This is a genomic window from Sulfitobacter geojensis (genome assembly GCF_000622325.1).
GTDB lineage: Bacteria > Pseudomonadota > Alphaproteobacteria > Rhodobacterales > Rhodobacteraceae > Sulfitobacter > Sulfitobacter geojensis.
The window spans coordinates 15,205-30,278 of record NZ_JASE01000002.1; the positions used below are offsets into that span (position 1 = coordinate 15,205).

Here is a 15,074-nt window from a genome sequence, read left to right on the forward strand (position 1 = left end):
GGTACAGAGTCTGATATCTTATATAAGTACAGATGCGGAGGCCAAATGTACCGATACGAACAGGTTGTGCACAAAGTTAACAAACTGATTGCATCCGGCATTCTCAAGCCGGGTGAACGGCTACCTTCGGTTCGGGAAATGAGTCACCAAACGGGCTTTAGCACGGTCACGATTCAGAATGCCTATGCAATATTGGAAAGCGAGGGCGTGATCTTGGCGCGACCTCGGTCCGGGTATTATGTCGACAACAATCCACCCAATTCAGACACCTTCCAGCTAGAACCCGAACCTCAGCAAGAGCGATCAGAAACCCAACTGCGTCAACTATATTCATTGCAGCGCCTTTGGCATGAAGCGCAACTGGATACATTTGGCCATATGCACATCAGCGATGACCTCATTCCACGCGAAGAAATGATGTCGCACATGATGCGCCGATTGCGAGACTTAAAAAGACATCCCTCCGCAATTGGCTCCGTCGTAGGCAGTTTGGAGCTGCGCGAGATCATATCGAGGATGGCCATTCGCCGGGGCCAATTCGTTCGACCTAGCGAAATTATGGTGACAAGCAGTGCACAGGCTGCGCTAAACCTGTGCTTGGATACTGCGGCGGGGTCTGGCGGCACTGTTATCGTCGAATCTCCTAGTTATTTCCCTTTTTTCGGTGCCTTGCGCCGCCGCAGGTTGAATGTGATCGAAATCTATTCTCATCCGAAGAACGGGATGGACCCCAATCAATTGAAGCATTTGTTGGATAATAATGATGTCTCTACCCTACTCACCATACCAACCAATCATTTTCCGACCGGAATTACCTGTCCTGACGAGATTCAGAAAAGCATCGTCAATCTGTGTGCGTCAAAAAAGGTGCCAATAATTGAATATGACATATTCGGCGAACTGACGTACGGCATCGCGCTAGAATCGAGCTTGAAACGATATGATGTGCACGACATCGTGCTCCAAATTGGTAGTTTCGCTGAAACTCTGGGCCCCCAATATGGCTTGGGCTGGATCATCAACAGACGGTACAAGGACCAGATTGCAGAGCAGTATTTCCTCGACGAAACTGCCAATGTTAATGTCGCAGTCGAAGCTGCATTGCTGGACTTTTTCAGTCGGCGCAGCTTTGACCGGCATCTGCGCGCCCTCAGAGAAGCGCTCGCCAAAAGAATGCAAACTTCTGTGGGTATCCTGAGAAACGTCGCGCCAGCGGGCTGCATGATCTCGCAGCCGTCCGGTGGCTTCATGTCCTGGATCCGCGTGTCACCGGATTTTGATGCGCTCAAGGCAGCCTTCCTTGCGGTGTCAGCTGGAATATCCATTCCACCTGGTCCGTTGTTTTCTGTCACGCAATCCTATAAGAATTTCATCGGCTTAAATCTGTCGTTTCCAACGGATGACGCGAACAAGAAGCGGTTGGAACAGTTAGGAGCCCTGCTAAAGGAGCAATCGTTTTAGCGCTTCGTTTTTGCCAGACCACCGTGCAATGATAGGAACATAGGTCTATCTGTACTTACTATTCTACGACGTTTCTGCCACTATCAGTACAAACCGCACTATGGTTCTCTGCTGCAATCCAATGCAAACAGTTACTGGTCTTCAACAATGGATCGGCACCCTTACAAGCCGGGCACCCGATAGTGTAGATTGTGCTGTTGTCAGATCACAAATGACATGCTTCCAAGGGAGGAATAGATGCAAACGAAAAACAAGCTGACCAAAATAGCGATTGCAACCATTGCGTCGCTGGGCGCGATGTCTTCGAGCGCCGTGAGCCAAACAATCGAAATGATCGTCCCATTCGGGGCCGGAGGAGGAACGGATTCGGTGGCCCGAGTCTTTGAACAAGACTTCAGCGCGGCATTGGGGGCCTCTGTCGTCATCCGCAATGTAACCGGTGCCAGCGGATCAGTGGGCGCGCAGGCCGCTGCCGACGCCGCGCCTGATGGTTTCACAATCGCCTATCTCCCGATCGGCCCAGCCTCGATCCAGCCGTTGCTACGCCCCGGCACCTATGGGGCCGATAGCTGGGAGTACATTTGCCGAACAGTAAATGATCCCGCAGTATTGATGGTCCAGAAAAACGGCCCAATTACTTCGTTCGAGGACATCACCAAGCAGCAAGAAATTGTCTATGGTTCGGCTGGTGCCGCATCCACTCCTCATGTTGCTATGGCTGCGCTAAGCACTTCTCTGGGGATTACTGGCCTGCACATTCCTTATCAGGGAACGGCGGACGGAATGCGGGGAATGGCTGGCGGTGAAGTCGAAATCTATGCTGATCTTCCGTCAGTTGTGAAAGCATTCGATGTGAAGCCTCTGGGTATCTTTGCGTCGGAGCGCCAAGCAACTTTTCCCGATGTGCCAACCATGGCCGAACTGGGCCATCCGTTGAACTTCTCAGTCTGGCACGGTCTGTTTGCGCCGGCAGGAACCCCGCCAGAACGTATCAAGGAATTCGAAGACGCTTGTGAAACGGCAGTTGCGTCGGCCAACTTCGTTGAAAAAATGACGAACCTCAGCACGACTACCAGCTTTCTTGGCTCAGAAGACTTTGAAACCTTTGTCCGAGCCGCGTTAGAGGCCAATGAAAGGGTTCTTCGCAGCGCCGGCTTGATCGAGTAAGAGCCTCGCACGGGAAAATGATGCTGAACTCCATGCAAACGAAAAGATACCTTATAGAGCTTAATCGCGCCGCTTTTAGTGGCGCGGTTTTTGTCTGCACCATAGCATTGTATTTCAGTACTTATTCGGATCAGTATAAAATCGGTTTTGCAACAAGTGATCCGAATGCGATGGTCCTGCCACGCATTGTGTTGTCGGCGTTGGCAATTTTCCTGCTAATTGACACTATCAACGAAATCCGAAAAGCACTTCTGGCAAGTTCCCCTAAAACCGAAATCCGAGCCGGAACCTATTGGCTTATGATGGGCATGATCGCTGTCACGGCAGCGATGCCCTATACCGGCTTTGTGCTTTGTGTCACCCCGTTGGTGGCAGCAGTTGTCTTTTTCTTGGGCGAGCGCCGCTGGCTCTATATCCTCTTGACGGTTTTTATTGCCGGCGTGGGATTCTGGTTCTTCTTCCACCATGTGCTTTTGATCCGATTGCCCAGTATTATCTCTGGGGGGCTTCTTTAGTGTCCGAGATTTTTCAACTCATCGCCCAATACGCAACGCTGGGATCTTTGATGGCCATTGTTCTTGGCACCTTCGTCGGCATTGTGATTGGTGGGCTACCTGGTCTGGGGTCGGTTGTCGGTATTTCAATCTGCCTGCCGCTTACTTTCGGCATGGAAGCCAACTCAGCGATTTTCCTGCTGCTAGGTGTTTATTGCGGATCAATTTACGGTGGATCGATTTCGGCCATTCTCATTAACACTCCTGGAACGCCACAATCCGCGGCAACCCTGTTTGACGGCTATCCAATGACGGAAAAAGGCGAGGCAGGCATGGCCCTGGGGTGGAGCGCGATGTCCTCTGTGGCTGGCGGTCTGATCAGTTGTGCGATCCTCATTCTAGCAGCACCACAACTGGCTGCGTTCTCCGTACGCTTTGGATCTATCGAAGTCTTCGCACTAATCCTGATGGCGCTGACTTCGATCGCGGCAGTTTCCGGCGATTCCATTGTCAAAGGGATGGCCGCTGGCTTGATCGGCATTTCGATCTCTTTTGTGGGAGTCGATCCGATCACCGGAACTCCCCGATTTGACTTCGGCATTACCGCGCTCGAAGCCGGCCTAAACCTAATCGCGGTTGTAGTCGGATTGTTTGCATTATCAGAAGTTCTGGAGCGCGCGTCCAACAACAAAAATGCTATCGCTTTCGTACGGTCAGCGAGGATCAAACTGCCAAAATTGCGCGAATGGCGCGGGCGCATTGGTGGGTTGTTGCGCAGCTCTGTTCTGGGGTCAGTTGTGGGTTTCTTGCCAGGCACTGGTGCAGCTCCGGCGGCGTTTATGAGTTACGCGGTGGCCAAGAACGTGGCACCTACCCGTAAGAATTTTGGCAAGGGCGAACCGGACGGGATTATTGCTGCTGAATCGTCCAACAATGCAGTGACCGGTGCGGCATTGATCCCCACTCTCGCCCTGGGGGTACCCGGCGATGTTGTAACGGCGATCCTGCTGGGGTCATTTGTTGTCCACGGCATCACACCAGGCGTGCGCCTGATGACAGATCACCAAGATCTGGTGATGGGCATCTTCGCGGCACTGATCGTGATCAACATTGTAATGTTGTTGCTGGCGTTCCCCGTCGTGCGCTTGTTCGGCATACTACTGCGGGTTAAGGAACGATTCTTCATCGCGGGTGTCGTTTCACTCTCGTTGATTGGCACCGCTTCGGTACGGGGTAATCCGTTCGATGTATTCGTGGCGACAATCTTTGGCTTGCTTGGTTTCTTGTTGCGGCGGTTCAACTTTCCGCTATCGCCGCTTGTGATCGGCCTGGTGCTGGGCCCGCAACTTGAAACCAGTTTCCGTCGCGGTTTGTTGCTGAAGCACGGCGACTTTATGGCATTCTTCAACCATAGCTTACTCGCTACAATTCTATTTGTTGGTGCACTAACACTTCTGGTCGTATCGTTCCTGACACGTTGGTTGCTCGAAGGGCGCAATTCGCGCGGAGATCAAAAGCAATAAAACCCTTACCGCTTCTGTATTAGAAAGGGCTGCGCCCGTTGGCCAAGCGCAGCCCTTCCTTCATCAGTCGCGGGAGTTAAAGAGAACGACCGATAATGTGTTTCATGATTTCGCTGGTACCGCCCAGTATGCGCGTGATCCGCGCGTCGGCCCAGGCCCGCGCGATGGGGTATTCCCAAATATAACCCCAGCCACCGTGAAGTTGCAGGCAAGCATCCACCACCTGACCCAGGGTTTCGGTGGAATGTAGTTTGACCGCTGCTGCCGTGACATCGTCCAACTCATTATTCAGGAAGGTTTCGGTGCATTGATCAACAAAGGCACGGTTCGCCAGCACTTTGGTCTTCATATCCGCCAAGACGAACCGCGAGTTTTGAAAATCGAATACTTGTTTCCCAAAAGCTTGACGTTCCTTCGTGTATTCGATGGTATTCTCAAGCGCGGTTTCCATCGCCCGCGCTGCACGCAGCGCCACCACTAGACGTTCCTGTGCAAGCTTAGTCATCATCATAGAAAAGCCCTGACCTTCTTCCCCCAAAAGGTTGGATGCCGGAACACGCACATCTTCAAAGAATAGTTCTGAGGTGTCCTGCGCCTTCAGTCCGATCTTTTCCAACTTGCGACCCTTGCGAAAGCCAACACGGTCTGTTTCGACCACGATCAAGCTGACGCCCTTTGCCTTTTCCTCGGGGTTGGTCTTGCAAGCGACAACCACCAGATCGGCCAACTGTCCGTTTGAAATGAAAACCTTCTGCCCGTTAATCACATAATCGTCGCCATCACAAACCGCTCGTGTTCGAATGTTCTGTAAGTCGGAACCGGCATTTGGTTCCGTCATTGCAATGGCAGCAATCAGTTCTCCTGCAACCAGTTTCGGCAGCCATTTTTGCTTTTGCTCTTCTGAACCATAGGCCTGAATATACGGCGCTGTCATATCTGAATGAACCGGAAATCCCGGCCCTGTCGCGCCGACTCTCGACAATTCTTCCAGCACGATGACCGAATGCAAAAACTCACCGCCGGGGCCGCCGTATTCCTCGGGTACGGTGCAGCACAATAGACCGGCTTCACCGGCTTTGCGCCACAAGTCTCGGCTCACCATCCCGTCCCTTTCCCACTGTTCGTGATAAGGAAGGACTTCTTTTTCGACGAAACGCCTGACCTGATCTCGAAAGATGTTATGCTCTTCCGTAAAGATTCTTCTGTTCATAAGGATGTCCCCGTTTACTCCAAATTTTTACGGCGTGTCGGGTCAATTGCATCGACCTGAAACACCATGCTCGTGATGTGTGTATGTGGGTGCACCGCTATTTTGTGGTAAAGATGAGCTCTGGAAGCCACAAGGCGATGCCCGGAACCAAGACGATGATCAACAATCCGATCAGCTCGATCAGGGTGTAAGGAACAACAGACCAGTAAATATCTTTCATCGTCACTTCTTTGGGGGCGACAGATTTGAGATAAAACAGATTAAAGCCGAAAGGCGGCGTCATGTACCCAATTTCCATCATGATCACAAACAGAATTCCGAACCAGATTGGATTGAAGCCGTGCAGTTCCATCAACGGTAGGAACACAGGCAAGGTAATTAGCATGATACCCACAGCATCGAGTACACATCCTAGAACCAAAAGAACCACCATCATGAAGAGCAACGCACCCCACTTGCCACCGGGTATCTCGCTTGTTAGGTTGGAAATGAACTGTTCCGCCCCCATTGCAGTATAGGCCGTGGAATAAGCGTGCGCGGCAAACACGATCCACATAATCATGGCGGTCAGTCTGAGCGTACGTAAAGCCGCAGCCGAGACAATCTTGAAGTTTAATTGTTGATTTATAGCGCTGGCCGCCAACGCTCCGAAGACGCCAACTGCCGCAGCCTCGGTCACAGTGGCAAAGCCTCCAAAGATTGAACCCAGCACTATAAAGATGATGAAAACTGGCAGGAAGACAGCCTTCAGGGAGCCGAACTTCTCGCTCCACGATGCGCGTTCTTCGACCGGGAGCGCTGGTCCGAGGTCCGGCTGGATCCAGCAACGGATGATAACATAGCCCGACACCAACACAAACAACAGCAAGCCCGGCCCGACGCCCGCAGCGAACATCTTGCCCACTGACACCTCAGCAATCAAAGCATAAAGCACCATCAGGATTGATGGTGGGATTAGAATGCCCCAGCCACCGCCTGCGTTGATTGCTCCCAGAGCCAAACGTTTATCATAGCCGCGATTGAGCATCTGCGGCAGTGCAATTGTTCCCATCGTCACAACGGCTGCACCCGAGATTCCCGACATGGCGGCAAAGATAGTGCAAATCGCCAATGTCCCGATGGCCAATCCGCCCCGCACGCCACCCCACCAAAGGTGCATCATGCGAAACAGATCATTCGCAACACCGCTGCGTTCAAGCAACAGAGCCATGAAAACATAGAGCGGAACCGCGACTAGCGCGCTGGACTCCATCAGTTCCCACATCTTTGACGCGATAAGATAGAACGAAACCTCGCCCATCTCGAAGTACAGAAAAATGACTGAAAGTCCGCCCAGAACGAACGCAAGCGGCGTTCCGAGCATGATCAGAATGAAAAGCGTTCCGAAAAAGAAGAGCGTTGCGAGTTCAATTGGCACGATCAATTTTCCACTAATGTGTTGTATGCATTTTCTGTTTGGTCTGCTTCTTGCGGCCTCGGACCGAAATCATCGATGCTGTATTCGACGTCAAAAAGCGTCAAAATATCGGCAGCAAATTTGACCAGACCTTGAAGAAATAACATAAGGGCAGATACGAAGATCATGACCTTGGAAGGCCAAACCCAAGCTCGAAAGGCTGTATCATAACTGACCTCCCAACGCGCCACGCTGTGCACCGCAACTTCATAGCTTTCGATCAGCAAGACGCCTATAAAAAGGAAGAAGAGGCTGGATGTAACCGCATCGACTAAAGCACGCCGCTTGGGCGAAAACCTTGCATAGAAGAGGTCCACATTCACATGTCCGCCATAAGCCAGCAAATGCCCACCGCCCACGATGGCGTAAACCCCGAAAAGCAAGCTAGACACATCACCCGACCAAGCTATAGGCCGCTGTTGCACGTACCGCGCGATAACGTCGCCAAATAGTAGCGCAAACAAGATCAGGACTGCAAAGCTTGCAAACCGCCCGATCCATACGTTCGTCACAGTCACAGTCTTTGCAAAGTTGTGGAGGAGTTTCATGAGAGCCTCTCAATGCATTCAGGAAAGTGCCCCACCAGCAATGTTTCTGGAGTGGGGTTGACGCAAAAAATAGAGGCAAACTGGTTAGTCTAGCCCGCCTCTTTCACCTTGCGCCGCCTACCTTTTGTCAGGGCGTAGGCCGATCAGCAGCTAGCCGCGCCCCAACTGTGCCAGGAAACCCTGTAGGATCTCTACAGCGCGGACAGCAGTTTCGCCTTTGGCCGACTGGGCCTTGACGATATCTTGCGAGGCACGCCGAAATTCGGCCATGACGTCATCGGGGAAAGTTGAAACTTGAACGCCAAGGGTCGAAATCGCGTTTTCCCGCGCAACGATCTCGTTGAGCTTGTTTTCAACCGTGCGCTCCCAAAAACGCTCCTCCAGGATGTTGAACAATACGTCACGCAAATCATCGGGCAGTTGGTCAACCTTGTCTTGGCGCATCATGTAAATGTCCATTGCCAGACCCAACGGCGGAGCCATGTGGAATTTGGCTACCTCGTAGAGGCCCAACGCAGCGGCACCCTGTGCCGCGCCCCAATGGGCACCGTCGACAACTCCAGTGGCGACACTTTGATAAAGCTCCGGCCCTGGAATATTTTGTGCTGACGCACCCGCCGCGGAAAGGTATTCTAAAAAGCCGCCGGACGAGCGAACTTTCAGACTGCGGAAATCATCGACAGATGTCACTTCCCGCGCCAAAACCAGTTCAGTTGAATAGATCTTCTCGGCACGGCAAACCAGTCCGTGCTGGGCCAGATCTTCGTTCAGAAGGTCTTCAAATCCGATATTCTTGACGAAATGCTGGTATTCCCATTCGGCCTGGAAAATGCCCGGAATTCCCGCAGCGATGAGACCCGTGGGAACATCACCAGGCACATAACCTGTCGAGAACGAAGACATTTCGACCACACCACGTTTGGTCAGTTCGAAGATCTCGGCGCCGCTGGCGAGCTCCCCCGACCCGAACAGTTCCAAAGTAAAGCGACCGTCGGTACGTTCTGCGAGCAAACTGGCAACTTTGCCAAGGCTGTCTTCAAATGACCGCGATGACTGCGTCCAGTGCGATTGCACCCGCCAGTTTACCGTCTCTTGCCCCATTGCCCTTCCGACCAGTGCCGGCGTTGCCAGCATGCCAGTACCAGCCGCTAGCGCACTGCGCCGTGTCATCGAAGCAATTTTAACATTGTCGTTTTTCTTCATCTTAAACCCTCCCAAGTTATTCGCCACTTGTGATGGACATGCGTCTGTTGATGTTTGTCAGTATGGCATGCTCTGACAGCCGCTACATCGCACCAAGCGCTCCAATTCCATCGAACGATAAGACAGAGTAACATGAGAGCGCTTGCATCAAGGTAGAGGGCAAAGCTCAATACCCCCGATAGGATTACCCAATACCAGAGGTCGGCCGACATTCCTTGCGTTGCAATATCGCCGTTCCACCGTATCCTTTTGCTAGGCTTTCTCGCGGCCCAACGGCCCAAGACAAAGTCAAAACCCCGAGTGTTCAGCCGGGATGCGACAAGTAGAAACCGTCTTGCATATCCGCCGTGAAATCGGATTGGAGAAGCAGACGCGACGGAGGCAATAGTGAATTGCTAACTAGGATCAATAGAGTACAACTGGCCGGTCCCCATCGTGACCCGAAACCATGGGTTTCCCTACTGGGTGCAAAAATTGTGGGCGAAGGCCGGATCGCCTGCCTCGGTGCCCAGCGAACACAACTACGACTGGGCACCGGTTTCGTCGATCTGCTGCAACCAGACGGGCCTGGTCCGGTTGCAGATGCCGTGGCCGCACGTGGCGCGCATCTTTATTCCGGCGGTGTCTCGACACACCAGTTTGACGCGCTCTTACAGCGCCTGAAAGACAAATGCATCGAACCCGTCCTTGAGCATGACTGCATCTACTTGTCAGATCGGCAAACCGGTGGTTTCGGCATGCATCTGGTCATCAGCCGCGAAGAAAACCTGCCGCCTGTAGGCGATGTCGATCACCTGTATGAGGTCTCTTATCTAGTAGAGGACAGCGATGCCGTGACCAATCACTTAGCGGATATTTTCGGCCTCGATAGCGCAAATTTTGTTTCTTACGTAAACAGTAGGTTCCAGTACAAGGGCTGGTTGACCCTGTTCGAGGCAAACAAGCTAAGCCGTTTCGAGATCATTACACCCACGGGCGACGGCACTACGATGCAACGGTTTTTTTCCAAGTTCGGCCAGTCCACTTACATGTGTTATGCGGAAACCGGAAAACTGCCCGAAATCGAGGCTCGAGCCGCCAGCACGGGTGCCGAGCACACGCCCCAGCGACCCGAAGGCCAGAAAAATGCCGATCTGATCTTTTTACATCCCACCACGCTAAAGGGCACAATGTTAGGCTTGTCCCGTCGCACGCGCGCTTGGCACTGGTCGGGACAACCCGACAAAGTAGAAAGGGTCGATTGATATGACAGATCTCATCGAAACCAGCACCTTCGGGCGTGTCCGCTTGCTGGAGCTAAACCGGCCGGACGCACTTAATTCCTTCAATGACGCTCTATATGATGCGGTCACATCGGCGTTGACGGATGCCGAAGCCGACAACACGATCGCCGCCGTGGTTTTGACCGGCAGAGGGCGCGCTTTCAGTGCAGGTCAGGATCTAACTGAAATGGGCAACAAGCCCAAACACACTGATAATAGAACTCATGGCTTTGCGCCCTTCATTGACAAGGTATCAACTTTTCAAAAACCCCTAATCGCAGCAGTTAATGGCATTGGCATCGGGATCGGTCTAACCATCTTATTGCATTGCGACCTTGTGTTGATCTCGGAAGATGCCCGGCTGCGCGCACCTTTCGTGTCTCTCGGTGTCACCGCCGAAGCAGCAAGTTCCTATCTACTGCCCCAGAGAATTGGTTGGCAGGAAGCAGCACAAATTCTCTATTCAGCTGACTGGGTCGATGCGGATCGTGCGGTCAAAATCGGCCTGGCCTGGCAAAAGGCTCCGGCTGAGGCATTGCTGGAGAACGCGCTTGAAATAGCGGCGCAGTTTGCAGCGATGCCCATCCCCAGCCTGATCGAAACCAAGCGCTTGTTGCAAACGCCCAAACTGGCCGATATCGAGGCAGCCCGCACGCGCGAAGTCACGGCATTCGACAGGCTACGGGGCACGCCGGCCAATCTGGAAGCGATCGCTGCCTTTAAAGAAAAGCGCCAGCCTGACTTTTCCAAGATCGGAGCCAGCTGATGTCCCAGGATATTGATATGCTCCCCTATGAGGGACTTCGCGTGGTGGATATGTCCCAAGGTGTGGCAGGCCCCTATAGCGCGATGCTGATGGCCCAGTACGGTGCCGATGTCATCAAGATTGAACCAGGCAAGACCGGTGACTGGTCACGTATCCTTGGCCATCAATATGGGGATCACACCGCCTATTCGATTGCTGCCAACATGGGTAAACGCAGCATCATCATGGATATGAAAAATGCTGATGCCGATGCGGTCCTTGTCCGGATGGTTCAAAATGCGGATGTCTTTATCGAAGGGTTCCGACCAGGTGTTGCAGACCGTTTGGGGTGTTCATATGAACGCCTAAGCGAAATTAACCCGCGGCTAATTTATGTCTCGATCTCGGGCTTTGGCCAGAACGGACCGATGCGCGAAGCACCGGGCACCGACCAGATTCTGCAGGCCTTTACCGGCTATATGTCCGACAACCGTTGCGATGCCGATAAGCCGCAGCGTTCGACCTCGATTTTTTACGATATGGCCGCAGGGATGTATGCATATCAGGCGATCAGCACGTCCCTTTTCTCTCAACGGATCCGAGGGCATGAAAATGGGCGCAAGATCGACATCAGCCTGCTGGAAAGCGCAGCGGCGCTGCAAGCCGTACGCGTAATGAACGGTTACCGTGAGGGGCCGTTCAGACCGACATCGCCTCCTTCCGGTACATTCAAAGCCAGCGACGGCTGGATCCAGATTATCATTATCCGCGGTTCCGAATTCGAAGCCTTCTGTCGCCTTATCGGGCATCCCGAATGGGCAAGTGATTCACGCTTTAATTCGAACGCGGACCGTCGAAAAAATATGGCAGTTCTGATGGAATTGGTGCAAGAAACCCTGCTGACCAAGCCCGTGTTGCACTGGACCGCTATTCTGTCCGAAGCCGGCCTGCAAAATCAAGCGGTGATGGACTATCCCACCTTTGTCGAGCATCCGCAGACCAAGGCCGTACAAGCGATTTCCTGGATCAACCAGACAGGTGACGACACCCCGTGGCCCATTCCCAACATTCCGGGAATGCCTTCCTTCACCCAAGAAAGCCCACGCTCAATGGCCCCTACATTAGGCCAACATTCGCGCGACATTTTGGTTGACCTTGGGTTCCAGCCAGCCGAGATCGACGCCCTTGCCGCATCCGGAGCCTTCCAATAACAATAATACTATCGTGAGGAACAACCGATCCCTGCAGGAAGCGCGACAACAGGTGAATAAGATACTACACCCAGGCCTGATGGCCGCACAAAATCCCGAAAAACTTGCCGTCGCGCTGTCGGATAGGAGCGCAACCATGACATATGGCGAGTTCGAGGCCACTTCGAACCGCTTCGCCAATGCGCTTAAAAATGGTGGTGCACAAACTGGCGATGTGCTTGCTATCCTGATGGAAAACCGGATCGAGTTTCTGGCACTGGCATGGGGGGCGCTGCGTGTAGGCTTGCGCGTCACGGCCATCGCTACGCACCTATCTGCGACAGAGATCGACTATATTCTGACAGATAGCCAAGCCTTGTTTATGGTGACCTCACCACGGTTTTTCGACACGTTGGAACGGCTGCACCTACCACAAACCGTTTTTGCCTTGGACGATACCGGCGGCCAATTCATTGCGCTGGACTTCTTGCTTCCTACCTTGCCTGCGACACCACCACCCTATCAAACCGAGGGCGTCGAAATGCTCTATTCTTCCGGGACGACTGGCTCGCCGAAGGGCATCCTTAAGCCGCCGCCGATCGGGCCTTTTGGACAGGTTTCCGCAATCTATCAGAATATAAGTCAGCTGTATCAAATCGACCGGAACACACGTTTCTTGTCGCCTGCGCCTCTATATCATGCGGCACCGTGGGTGTATTCTTTCAGGACCTTACGGGCCGGAGGAACGGTTGTCATCATGCCAAAGTTTACGCCCGAAGACGCGCTGGCTGCGATAGAAAACTACTGCATCACTCACAGCCAATGGGTCCCCACACATTTTGTCCGGATGTTGAACCTACCCGCCGAAATCCGGACGGGCTATGATCTCTCCAGCCAGCGTTGCGTTCTGCATTCCGCAGCGCCCTGCCCCAAAACAGTTAAGAATGCGATGATCGATTGGTGGGGTCCGATTATCCGCGAATATTATGCGGGTTCCGAGGGCAACGGTCATGTTTCGATCACCGCGGCGGAATGGCAAACGCGGCCCGAATCTGTTGGCCGCGCCAAGGCCGGTATCGTCCATATCTGTGACGAGAATGGGAACGAACTTCCTACCGGTAGCGAAGGCACCATTTATTTTGAAGGCGGGCCGACTTTCGAATACCTGAACGATCCCGTCAAGACAAAAGCATGCTATAATTCGCAAGGCTGGTCGACATTGGGGGATATCGGCATGTTGGACGCCGACGGATACCTGTATTTGAAAGATCGAAAAACCGATTTAATTATCTCTGGCGGTGTCAACATCTATCCGCGCGAGGTTGAGAACGCGATGCTACTGCATCCCAAGGTCACTGATGTTGCGGTATTCGGCATTCCCGATACCGATCTGGGTGCCCGCGTTGTCGCCACGATCCAGCCCTGCGAATCCGCGTTTTACAGTGAAGCCCTTGCAAGGGAGATTCTTGATTTCTGTCGTCACCACCTTAGCCCGGTCAAATGTCCCAAAGAGATCATGTTCAAACCCGACCTGCCTCGTACCGAAAGTGGGAAGCTGAATAAACTGGTGCTCCGCGCAACATTTATCGCACAGATGAACCGCCCTGCCTAATGGGTCAGGACACTGCGCCTTTTTCGAACAGGCGCTCGACTTCGTTTTTAGAAAATCCAGCTGCCTCCAGCACCTGGCGTGTGTCCGCACCGGGCTTCGGCGGTGGCGAAGGCAGCGGGGTGCGGGCTTCGGCGAAACGGGGGACTGGCATAGGCTGCGACAGTCCATCATCAGAAAACAACCTACGGCTTTTATTATGAGGATGAAATGCAGCCTCCGCTGGGCTCAGGACCGGAGCAAAGCATGCATCCGTATTTTCCAAGAGCGCGGACCAGTGGTCCCGAGGTTTGCTCAAGAACAAGGCGGTAAAACAACGGCGGATATCCGGCCATGACTTTGGATCGTGATGATCACCAAATTTGGCGGGGTCCATTTCTAACAGCTCCAACAGGCGGGTCCAGAATTGGGGTTCCAACGCGCCAATGGTGATCCAATTGCCGTCCTGACATTCATATACATTGTACCAAGGCGCACCTCCGTCAAAGAAATTTGCCGCGCGCCTGTCCTCCCAGAGGTCGCGCGCGCGCATCGAGTAGATCATGGTCATCAAGGATACAGTCCCGTCACAAATGGCCGCGTCCACCAGATCGCCCCGCCCAGTTCTTGTCGCGCGCAACAGGGCGCTTACCACACCAAATGCCAACAACATGCCGCCGCCACCGAAGTCACCCAAAAGGTTCATTGGAAAGGCCGGTGCCTGGTCGCGCGATCCAGAAGCCCAAAGCGCGCCGGTGATTGCAATATAATTCAGATCATGCCCCGCGGACTGGGCCAGCATTCCATCCTGGCCCCATCCCGTCATCCGACCATAAACCAATCGGGAATTGCGCCCTAAGCAGACATCTGGCCCTAGACCCAGCCGTTCCATCGCACCTGGACGATAGCCCTCGATCAGGCAGTCTGCCTTGTCGATCAGCCGCAGGACTACTTCGAGCCCCTCAGGCATTTTCATGTTGATCGCCACCGATTGACGACCGCGGATCATAAAATTCAGCTCGGGTTTGACCATCTTTTGACCCGGGCGTTCCACGCGTATGATCTGTGCGCCCATGTCTGCCAACATCATACACGCAAAAGGTGCAGGACCGATCCCCGCCAACTCGATGACCCGCAGTCCGGACAAAGGGCCGTCGGTCGGCTTAATTTTAGACATTCGCAAAGATCCTTTCGATTGCAGATTTATTGAGTTATCAACAAGACGTC

13 protein-coding genes are annotated in these 15,074 nt (G+C 53.3%); 8 read left to right on the forward strand and 5 right to left on the reverse strand.

The features are described 5' to 3' along the window. Nucleotides 1–45 precede the first annotated feature (45 nt). The 4 genes from Z947_RS0100400 to Z947_RS0100415 all read left to right on the forward strand — a co-directional run bounded on the left by Z947_RS0100400 (nt 46) and on the right by Z947_RS0100415 (nt 4,645). Entirely contained in the window at nt 46–1,461 is a 1,416-nt protein-coding gene (locus Z947_RS0100400) for an aminotransferase-like domain-containing protein (protein WP_037938464.1), read from the forward strand. Nucleotides 1,462–1,698: 237 nt separating this feature from the next. Further along, nucleotides 1,699–2,628 (forward strand): Bug family tripartite tricarboxylate transporter substrate binding protein, encoded by a 930-nt coding sequence (locus Z947_RS0100405; protein WP_025042346.1) that lies wholly within the window; start codon nt 1,699–1,701, stop codon nt 2,626–2,628. 17 nt (nt 2,629–2,645) lie between these two features. Then, complete coding sequence (locus Z947_RS0100410) at nt 2,646–3,143, forward strand: tripartite tricarboxylate transporter TctB family protein (protein WP_081781073.1); 498 nt, start codon at nt 2,646–2,648, stop codon at nt 3,141–3,143. 50 nt (nt 3,144–3,193) lie between these two features. Then, nucleotides 3,194–4,645, forward strand: a complete 1,452-nt coding sequence (locus tag Z947_RS0100415) for a tripartite tricarboxylate transporter permease (protein WP_052880569.1) — start codon at nt 3,194–3,196, stop codon at nt 4,643–4,645. A 76-nt stretch (nt 4,646–4,721) separates the two neighbouring features. Here Z947_RS0100415 and Z947_RS0100420 read toward each other — a convergent pair whose 3' ends face one another. The 4 genes from Z947_RS0100420 to dctP form a co-directional block, all read right to left on the reverse strand. Further along, nucleotides 4,722–5,855 (reverse strand): acyl-CoA dehydrogenase family protein, encoded by a 1,134-nt coding sequence (locus Z947_RS0100420; RefSeq protein ID WP_025042349.1) that lies wholly within the window; start codon nt 5,853–5,855, stop codon nt 4,722–4,724. A 97-nt stretch (nt 5,856–5,952) separates the two neighbouring features. Beyond that, nucleotides 5,953–7,272: a TRAP transporter large permease gene (locus Z947_RS0100425; RefSeq protein ID WP_025042350.1), complete on the reverse strand. Its 1,320-nt coding sequence runs from the start codon at nt 7,270–7,272 to the stop codon at nt 5,953–5,955. Nucleotides 7,273–7,274: 2 nt separating this feature from the next. Then, complete coding sequence (locus Z947_RS0100430) at nt 7,275–7,859, reverse strand: TRAP transporter small permease subunit (RefSeq protein ID WP_025042351.1); 585 nt, start codon at nt 7,857–7,859, stop codon at nt 7,275–7,277. Between the two features lie 150 nt (nt 7,860–8,009). Next, nucleotides 8,010–9,062: a TRAP transporter substrate-binding protein DctP gene (dctP, locus tag Z947_RS0100435; RefSeq protein ID WP_025042352.1), complete on the reverse strand. Its 1,053-nt coding sequence runs from the start codon at nt 9,060–9,062 to the stop codon at nt 8,010–8,012. Nucleotides 9,063–9,538: 476 nt separating this feature from the next. On the opposite strand from dctP, the gene Z947_RS0100440 reads away from it, so the two are divergent. The 4 genes from Z947_RS0100440 to Z947_RS0100455 are packed head-to-tail and all read left to right on the forward strand — an operon-like array spanning nt 9,539 to nt 13,871. Then, entirely contained in the window at nt 9,539–10,306 is a 768-nt protein-coding gene (locus tag Z947_RS0100440; RefSeq protein WP_025042353.1) for a hypothetical protein, read from the forward strand. A gap of 1 nt (nt 10,307) precedes the next feature. After that, nucleotides 10,308–11,090, forward strand: a complete 783-nt coding sequence (locus Z947_RS0100445; protein ID WP_025042354.1) for an enoyl-CoA hydratase/isomerase family protein — start codon at nt 10,308–10,310, stop codon at nt 11,088–11,090. Further along, nucleotides 11,090–12,280: a CaiB/BaiF CoA transferase family protein gene (locus Z947_RS0100450; RefSeq protein WP_025042355.1), complete on the forward strand. Its 1,191-nt coding sequence runs from the start codon at nt 11,090–11,092 to the stop codon at nt 12,278–12,280. Before Z947_RS0100445 ends, Z947_RS0100450 begins: the two co-directional genes overlap by 1 nt. Beyond that, complete coding sequence (locus Z947_RS0100455; protein WP_162171847.1) at nt 12,255–13,871, forward strand: AMP-binding protein; 1,617 nt, start codon at nt 12,255–12,257, stop codon at nt 13,869–13,871. Before Z947_RS0100450 ends, Z947_RS0100455 begins: the two co-directional genes overlap by 26 nt. 4 nt (nt 13,872–13,875) lie before the next feature. On the opposite strand, the gene Z947_RS0100460 is transcribed toward Z947_RS0100455, so the two are convergent. Continuing rightward, nucleotides 13,876–15,024 carry a CaiB/BaiF CoA transferase family protein gene (locus Z947_RS0100460; RefSeq protein ID WP_025042357.1) on the reverse strand — a complete coding sequence of 383 codons (1,149 nt, stop codon included), beginning with the start codon at nt 15,022–15,024 and terminating at the stop codon, nt 13,876–13,878. Between the last annotated feature and the right edge of the window lie 50 nt (nt 15,025–15,074).

What these genes read in the sequence shown, in the direction of transcription:
- Z947_RS0100430 (WP_025042351.1), bottom strand. Translation starts at nt 7,859, where the DNA reads ATGAAACTCCTCCACAACTTTGCAAAGACTGTGACTGTGACGAACGTA.
- Z947_RS0100445 (WP_025042354.1), top strand. Translation starts at nt 10,308, where the DNA reads ATGACAGATCTCATCGAAACCAGCACCTTCGGGCGTGTCCGCTTGCTG.
- Z947_RS0100415 (WP_052880569.1), top strand. Translation starts at nt 3,194, where the DNA reads ATGGCCATTGTTCTTGGCACCTTCGTCGGCATTGTGATTGGTGGGCTA.
- Z947_RS0100410 (WP_081781073.1), top strand. Translation starts at nt 2,646, where the DNA reads ATGATGCTGAACTCCATGCAAACGAAAAGATACCTTATAGAGCTTAAT.
- Z947_RS0100405 (WP_025042346.1), top strand. Translation starts at nt 1,699, where the DNA reads ATGCAAACGAAAAACAAGCTGACCAAAATAGCGATTGCAACCATTGCG.
- Z947_RS0100400 (WP_037938464.1), top strand. Translation starts at nt 46, where the DNA reads ATGTACCGATACGAACAGGTTGTGCACAAAGTTAACAAACTGATTGCA.
- Z947_RS0100420 (WP_025042349.1), bottom strand. Translation starts at nt 5,855, where the DNA reads ATGAACAGAAGAATCTTTACGGAAGAGCATAACATCTTTCGAGATCAG.
- Z947_RS0100450 (WP_025042355.1), top strand. Translation starts at nt 11,090, where the DNA reads ATGTCCCAGGATATTGATATGCTCCCCTATGAGGGACTTCGCGTGGTG.
- Z947_RS0100460 (WP_025042357.1), bottom strand. Translation starts at nt 15,024, where the DNA reads ATGTCTAAAATTAAGCCGACCGACGGCCCTTTGTCCGGACTGCGGGTC.
- dctP (WP_025042352.1), bottom strand. Translation starts at nt 9,062, where the DNA reads ATGAAGAAAAACGACAATGTTAAAATTGCTTCGATGACACGGCGCAGT.